Source organism: Burkholderia latens (assembly GCF_902499045.1).
In the GTDB taxonomy this organism is placed as follows: Bacteria; Pseudomonadota; Gammaproteobacteria; order Burkholderiales; family Burkholderiaceae; genus Burkholderia; species Burkholderia latens.
In genome coordinates this window covers 22461-29174 of sequence record NZ_CABVPL010000072.1, presented here as the reverse complement: position 1 = coordinate 29174, position 6714 = coordinate 22461, and the positions used below count along the sequence as shown (strand labels likewise).

The following is a 6714-nucleotide window of genomic DNA, read 5'->3' as shown; positions in this document are numbered from 1 at the left end:
CGGCGGCCGGCGCGGCGGCCTTTTTCGGGCGCGGCGGCTTGTCGGCCGCGGACGGCGCGGCGGCGCGCACCGGCTTGCGGGCGACGAGGCTGCCGGAGCGGACAGGGGCGCGGGTCGGCGACGCCGGCTTCGGATTCTTGACGGTCAGTTTGGTGCGCATAAACGCTGGGATTCATTCAGACTGCGATCGCGCGCAGCAATTCGGTTTCGAGCTGGATCTGCAGGCGGTTGTCGGACAGGCCGGCACCGTCGAGCAGGAAGATGTCCTCGACGCGTTCGCCGAGCGTATTGATCCGCGCCGCGTGGACGCCGACCTGATGCTCGGCCAGCACGCGCGCGATCGAATAGAGAAGGCCCGGCCGGTCGTTGGCGGACACGGACAGGATGTAGTACTGGCCGCGCTCGTCGGCCCGGAGGTCGACGCGCGGCGTGATCGGAAACGTCCGCGACAGCCGCGACAGGCGGCCCTTGGACGGCTCCGGCAGCGGGGCGGTTTCGGCCAGGCGCGCCGCGAGCTGCTGCTCGACGAGATTCGCGATGTCGCGGTAGCGCACGTCGTGCTCGGTCTGCGTGACGATGAAGTTGTCGAGCGCATAGCCGTGCCGTGTCGTGCTGACGCGCGCATCGAGCACCGACAGCCCGTTGCGGTCGAAGTACGCGCAGATGCCCGCGAACAGGTCGGGGCGGTCCTTCACGTACACGAGCACCTGCAGCGCGTCGCCGATCGGCGACGGCCGCGCGCGGACGATCGCGGTCTCGGCGTTCACGTGCCGGTACAGCACGCGCGTCTGCCACGCGATGTCGGCCGCGTCGTGACGCAGGAAGAAGCCGACGTCGAGCTGATCCCACAGCGCGCGGTGCGCGTCGTCGGGCACCGTCTCGAGCCGCAGCAGCGCGAGCGCCTGCTCCTTCCGCGATTTCAGTTCCGAATGCGCGTCGGGCTTCGCGCCGCCGAGCACCGCGAGCGTGATGCGGTAGAGATCCTCGAGCAGCTTGCCTTTCCACGTGTTCCATACCTTCGGGCTCGTGCCGCGGATATCGGCGACGGTCAGCAGGTACAGCGCGGTCAGATAGCGTTCGTTGCCGACCACTTCCGCGAAGCGCTTGATGACTTCGGGATCGCTCGTGTCCTGCTTCTGCGCGACCTGGCTCATCGTCAGGTGATGCTGGACGAGCCACACGATCAGCGCCGCATCGTCGCCGGTGATCCCGTGCTCGCGGCAGAAGCGCCGCGCATCGGCCATCCCGAGCGTCGAGTGATCGCCGCCGCGGCCTTTCGCGATGTCGTGGAACAGCGCCGCGACGTAGAGCACCCACGGCCGCTCGAAATTGCCGATCAGCTGGCTGCAGAACGGGTATTCGTGCGCGTGTTCGGCCACCGCGAAGCGGCGGATGTTGCGCAACACCATCAGGATGTGCTGGTCGACCGTGTACACGTGGTACAGGTCGTGCTGCATCTGGCCGACGATGCGGCGGAAATTCAGCAGGTAGCGGCCGAGCACGCTCGTCTGGTTCATCAGCCGGAATGCGTGCGTGATGCCTTCGGGCTGCTGCAGGATCTGCATGAACGTGCTGCGGTTCTTCGGATCGCGCCGCCACGTGTGGTTCATGATCTCGCGCGAGTTGTACAGCGCGCGCAGCGTGCGGGCGGACAGGCCCTTCACGCCGCGGGTCGTCTCGTACAGCAGGAACGCCTCGAGGATCGCGTCCGGATGGCGTTCGAACACGCCGTCGTCGACGATTTCGAGCATGCCCTGCTTCTCGACGAAGCGATCGGGCGACAGCACGCGCGTGATGCCGCTCGTCGCGGGGAACAACTGCGCCTCGATGTTCTGGATCAGGATCGTCGCGAGCTGCGTGACCGCCTTCGCGGCCCAGTAGTAGCGGCGCATCAGCTGCTCGCTCGCGCGCTTGGCCTGCGTCGGCCGGTAGCCGAAGCTCTCGGCCGCCTGCGTCTGCAGGTCGAACACGAGCATGTCCTGGCGGCGGCCGGCAAGCACGTGCAGCCGCGCGCGCAGCGTCTTCAGGAACCCTTCGTTGCGGCGCAGCTCGCGCGCTTCGCGCTCCGTGATGAGGCCGCGCGTGTCGAGCTCGCGCCAGCTGCTGCCGAAGCCGGCCGCGCGCGCGATCCACAGGATCGTCTGCAGGTCGCGCAGGCCGCCCGGGCTTTCCTTCACGTTCGGCTCGAGGCTGTATGGCGTGTCCTGGAACTTCGCATGGCGCTGGCGCATCTCGAGCACCTTCGCGGTGAAGAACGCGCGCGCGTCGAGCGCTTGGTGATAGCGCACGGTGAAGCGCTCGAACAGCGCGGTGCTGCCGACGATGCGGCGTGCCTCGAGCAGCGAGGTCTGCACGGTGACGTCCTGCGACGCCTCCTCGATGCATTGCGCGACCGTGCGCACGCTGCTGCCGATCTCGAGCCCGAGATCCCATGCCATCCCGATGAAGCGCTCGATGCGGGCGTCGAGCGCCGCGTCGTGCGTGTCGGACAGCAGCACGAGGATGTCGACGTCGGAGTGGGGCGCGAGCTCGCCGCGCCCGTAGCCGCCGACGGCGACGAGCGTGAGCGTCGCGGGCAGTTCGCAGTCGTCCCACACGCGCTTGAGCGCGTCGTCGGTGAGTTTCGACAGCGCGTGCATCAGCGATGCGACGTTCGTCGCGCTGCGAAAGCGCTCGAGCAGGCCGGCCTTGGCGGCCTTGAATTCTGCGCGCCGCGACAGCGCTTGGGGCGAGGGGGCGGCGTGAGCGCTCATGGGCGGCCGTTCAGGTCTGGGTGCGGGTGGATCGGAGTGACGAGTGACGCGACGGCGCTCAGACCGCGGCGGCCGGTTGCGCGAACACCGGGCGCGCCGGCGAGCCGGCCGACACGGTCAGCACCTCGTAACCCGTTTCGGTGACGAGCACGGTGTGCTCCCATTGCGCGGACAGGCTGCGGTCGCGCGTCTTGACCGTCCACTGGTCGGGCATCGTGCGGATGTCGCGCTTGCCGGCGTTGATCATCGGCTCGATCGTGAAGATCATCCCGGCCTTCAGCTCGATGCCGGTGCCCGGGCGGCCGTAATGGACGACCTGGGGATCCTCGTGGAACACCGTGCCGATGCCGTGGCCGCAGTATTCGCGCACGACGCTGTAGCCCTGCGCTTCCGCATGCTTCTGGATCGCGTAGCCGATGTCGCCGAGGTGCGCGCCGGGCTTGACCTGGTCGATGCCGAGCCACATGCACTCGTAGGTGGTCTGCACGAGGCGTTTCGCGAGGATCGAGCCCTCGCCGACGATGAACATCCGGCTGGTGTCGCCGAAGTAGCCGTTCTTGATCACGGTGATGTCGATGTTCAGCGCGTCGCCGTTCTTCAGCACCTTCTCGCCGGGAATGCCGTGGCAGATCACGTCGTTGACCGAGATGCAGGTGGCTTTCGGGTACGGCGGGTAGCCGGGCGGCTGATAATTCAGCGGCGCGGGGATCGTGCCCTGTTCGTTGACCATGAATTCGTGACAGAGCCGGTCGAGCTCGGCGGTCGTGACGCCCGCGACGACGTGCGGCGTGATGAAGTCGAGCACTTCGCTCGCGAGACGGCAGGCGACGCGCATCTCGGCGATGTCGTGTTCGTTTTTGAGCGTAATAGCCATCGAGGTATGCCTGGAATGCGGTGAATTGACGGATTATCGCACCTTATGGCGGCCCTCGCAGCCCCTGCGGGCGGTGCCGGTGCGGGTTTTCGCGGATTGTCCGGCCGCCTGCCGGGCGGCAGGCGAAAGCGGCGTGCGACTTGAGAGCCGACAAATCGACGTGCTATACTCTCTGGCTAAGTCGACATCCAAATGACGAACATGCTCCATCCGGGGTGATGTGGCGGCATCGCGATGAAAGGCTTGCGGCACGCGCATTTTCGCACGTGCCGAATCGCAAGCCGGCGCAACCAGGGTGCCGGCCGCGCGGAACGAAGAGCCTCAGGGCGTGTTCGCGCGGCGGTACGGCAGCCGGCTTAAGACCCAACCCTCGTGGAGAATTTACATGGCAGTCACGATGCGCCAAATGCTGGAAGCAGGTGTCCACTTCGGTCACCAGACGCGCTTCTGGAACCCGAAGATGGCTCCGTTCATTTTCGGTCATCGCAACAAGATTCACATCATCAACCTCGAAAAGACGCTGCCGATGTTCACGGACGCACAGAAGTACGTGCGCCAGCTGGCAGCGAACCGCGGCACGATCCTGTTCGTCGGCACGAAGCGCCAGTCGCGTGACACGATCGCCCAGGAAGCGCAACGTGCGGGCATGCCGTACGTCAACGCACGCTGGCTCGGCGGCATGATGACCAACTTCAAGACGCTGAAGGTGTCGATCAAGCGCCTGAAGGACATGGAAGCCGCAGTCGAGGCGGGCGAGCTCGAGAAGATGAGCAAGAAGGAAGCGCTGCTGTTCGAGCGCGAAATCGCCAAGCTGCAGAAGTCGATCGGCGGCGTGAAGGACATGGGCGGCATTCCGGACGCGATCTTCGTCGTCGACGTCGGCTACCACAAGATCGCCGTCACGGAAGCGAACAAGCTGGGCGTGCCGGTCATCGCCGTGGTCGACACGAACCACTCGCCGGAAGGTGTGGACTACGTGATCCCGGGTAACGACGACTCGAGCAAGGCAGTTGCGCTGTACGCGCAAGGCGTGGCCGACGCGATCCTGGAAGGCCGTGCGAACGCGGTCAACGAAGTGGTTCAGGCTGTGCGTGGCGACGACGAATACGTCGAGGAAAACGCGTAACTGGCCCCGAGCCGGCGCAAAAAGGGGGCTCTCAACAGGCCCCCTTTTTTTAAGCTTGTGCGCCGGACCTGATCGCGCCGAATCGGCGCGGGTCCGGAAACGATTTTCGGCCGTTCGCGTCCAAGCGGGCGGCGTGGTGAATACAGACTCAAGGAGCGAATGATGGCGGCAATTACCGCAAGCATGGTGGCAGAACTGCGCGCAAAGACCGACGCACCGATGATGGAGTGCAAGAAGGCGCTGACGGAAGCCGACGGCGACCTGGCCAAGGCTGAAGAGCTGCTGCGCGTCAAGCTCGGCAACAAGGCGAGCAAGGCGGCATCGCGCGTGACGGCCGAAGGCGTCGTCGCATCGTTCGTCGGCGGCAACGCGGGCGCGCTCGTCGAACTGAACTGCGAAACCGACTTCGTCGCGAAGAACGACGACTTCCTCGCGTTCTCGAAGACGGTTGCAGAACTGGTCGCGACGAAGAACCCGGCCGACGTGGCTGCGCTGTCGGCGCTGCCGCTCGACGGCAAGACGGTCGACGAAGTGCGTCTGGCACTGGTCGGCAAGATCGGCGAGAACATCTCGATCCGCCGTTTCGTGCGTTTCGAAACCGCGAACAAGATCGCGACGTACCTGCACGGCGCACGCATCGGCGTGATCGTCGAGTACACGGGCGCGGACGAGCAGGTCGGCAAGGACGTCGCGATGCACATCGCCGCGATGAAGCCGGTCGCGCTGTCGTCGGCGGACGTGCCGGCGGAACTGATCGAAACGGAACGCCGCGTCGCCGAGCAGAAGGCTGCCGAATCGGGCAAGCCGGCTGAAATCGTCGCGAAGATGGTCGACGGCAGCGTTCAGAAGTACCTGAAGGAAGTGTCGCTGCTGAACCAGACGTTCGTTAAGAACGACAAGCAGACGATCGAGCAGATGCTGAAGGCAGCGAATGCGGCGGTGCAGAAGTTCGCGCTGTTCGTCGTCGGCGAAGGCATCGAGAAGCGCCAGGACGACTTCGCCGCCGAAGTGGCCGCGCAAGTCGCAGCAGCAAAGCAGCAGTAAGCAATCAGGCAGTATCCGCGGCGGGCGTCCGCTCCGCCGCGGCCGGCGGCGCCGCCGGCCGGCCGGGAACCCCGGTCCGGTCGCCGGCGCTTGCCCGAATCAGTATTTCGCCCCTACAGTTCGTGGTTGTCATCCTCTCGTCGCTCGGAAGCCCCTATGTCCAATGCCTATAAACGCGTCCTCCTCAAACTCTCCGGCGAAGCGCTGATGGGCGACGATGCCTTCGGCATCAATCGCGCGACGATCGAACGGATGGTGGCGGATATCGCCGAAGTCGTGGGTCTCGGCACGCAGCTCGCGGTCGTGATCGGCGGCGGTAACATTTTCCGCGGTGTCGCGGGCGGTGCGGCCGGCATGGATCGCGCGACGGCCGACTACATGGGGATGCTGGCGACGATGATGAACGCGCTGGCGCTGCAGGACGCGATGCGCCACGCCGGCATCGTCGCGCGCGTGCAGTCCGCGCTGCGCATGGACCAGGTCGTCGAGCCGTACATCCGGCCGCGCGCGATCCGCCAGCTCGAGGAAGGCAAGGTCGTGATCTTCGCGGCCGGCACGGGCAACCCGTTCTTCACGACGGACACGGCCGCCGCGCTGCGCGGCTCGGAGGTGGGCGCCGAGGTCGTGTTGAAGGCGACCAAGGTCGATGGCGTATATTCTGCCGATCCGAAGAAGGATCCGTCGGCCACGCGCTACACGACGATCAGCTTCGACGAGGCGATCAGCCGCAATCTGCAGGTGATGGACGCGACGGCCTTCGCGCTGTGCCGCGACCAGAAGCTGCCGATCCGCGTGTTTTCGATCAACAAGCCGGGCGCGCTCAAGCGCATCGTGCTGGGCGAGGACGAAGGTACGCTCGTCCACGTGTAAACTCCCGCGGATGCGGGCAAGCGGCGAGGGTCGTCGGCCGCGGCGCG

General features: G+C 66.1%; 5 protein-coding genes and 1 pseudogene. 3 read left to right on the top strand and 3 right to left on the bottom strand.

What is annotated here, in order from left to right:
- From BSE24067_RS32695 to map, 3 genes and pseudogenes are all read right to left on the bottom strand, one after another.
- Window positions 1–160: pseudogene (locus BSE24067_RS32695) on the bottom strand (pseudouridine synthase); the annotation flags it as partial.
- Between the two features lie 16 nt (window positions 161–176).
- Complete coding sequence (locus BSE24067_RS30525; RefSeq protein ID WP_151066959.1) at window positions 177–2753, bottom strand: [protein-PII] uridylyltransferase; 2577 nt, start codon at window positions 2751–2753, stop codon at window positions 177–179.
- A gap of 58 nt (window positions 2754–2811) precedes the next feature.
- Window positions 2812–3627, bottom strand: coding sequence for a type I methionyl aminopeptidase (gene map / locus BSE24067_RS30520; RefSeq protein WP_151066958.1), 816 nt, complete (start codon window positions 3625–3627; stop codon window positions 2812–2814).
- Window positions 3628–4012: 385 nt separating this feature from the next.
- Between map and rpsB the strand changes: the two genes are divergently transcribed.
- The 3 genes from rpsB to pyrH all read left to right on the top strand — a co-directional run bounded on the left by rpsB (window position 4013) and on the right by pyrH (window position 6667).
- Window positions 4013–4753 carry a 30S ribosomal protein S2 gene (gene rpsB, locus BSE24067_RS30515; RefSeq protein ID WP_059450023.1) on the top strand — a complete coding sequence of 247 codons (741 nt, stop codon included), beginning with the start codon at window positions 4013–4015 and terminating at the stop codon, window positions 4751–4753.
- A gap of 162 nt (window positions 4754–4915) precedes the next feature.
- Window positions 4916–5797: a translation elongation factor Ts gene (gene tsf / locus BSE24067_RS30510; protein ID WP_040144485.1), complete on the top strand. Its 882-nt coding sequence runs from the start codon at window positions 4916–4918 to the stop codon at window positions 5795–5797.
- Between the two features lie 156 nt (window positions 5798–5953).
- Window positions 5954–6667 carry a UMP kinase gene (gene pyrH / locus BSE24067_RS30505; RefSeq protein WP_011885142.1) on the top strand — a complete coding sequence of 238 codons (714 nt, stop codon included), beginning with the start codon at window positions 5954–5956 and terminating at the stop codon, window positions 6665–6667.
- The last annotated feature ends 47 nt before the right edge of the window (window positions 6668–6714 follow it).

Bases quoted from the DNA above. Each gene is read 5' to 3' on its own strand.
- BSE24067_RS30525 (WP_151066959.1), bottom strand. From the start codon at position 2,753: ATGAGCGCTCACGCCGCCCCCTCGCCCCAAGCGCTGTCGCGGCGCGCA.
- map (WP_151066958.1), bottom strand. From the start codon at position 3,627: ATGGCTATTACGCTCAAAAACGAACACGACATCGCCGAGATGCGCGTC.
- rpsB (WP_059450023.1), top strand. From the start codon at position 4,013: ATGGCAGTCACGATGCGCCAAATGCTGGAAGCAGGTGTCCACTTCGGT.
- tsf (WP_040144485.1), top strand. From the start codon at position 4,916: ATGGCGGCAATTACCGCAAGCATGGTGGCAGAACTGCGCGCAAAGACC.
- pyrH (WP_011885142.1), top strand. From the start codon at position 5,954: ATGTCCAATGCCTATAAACGCGTCCTCCTCAAACTCTCCGGCGAAGCG.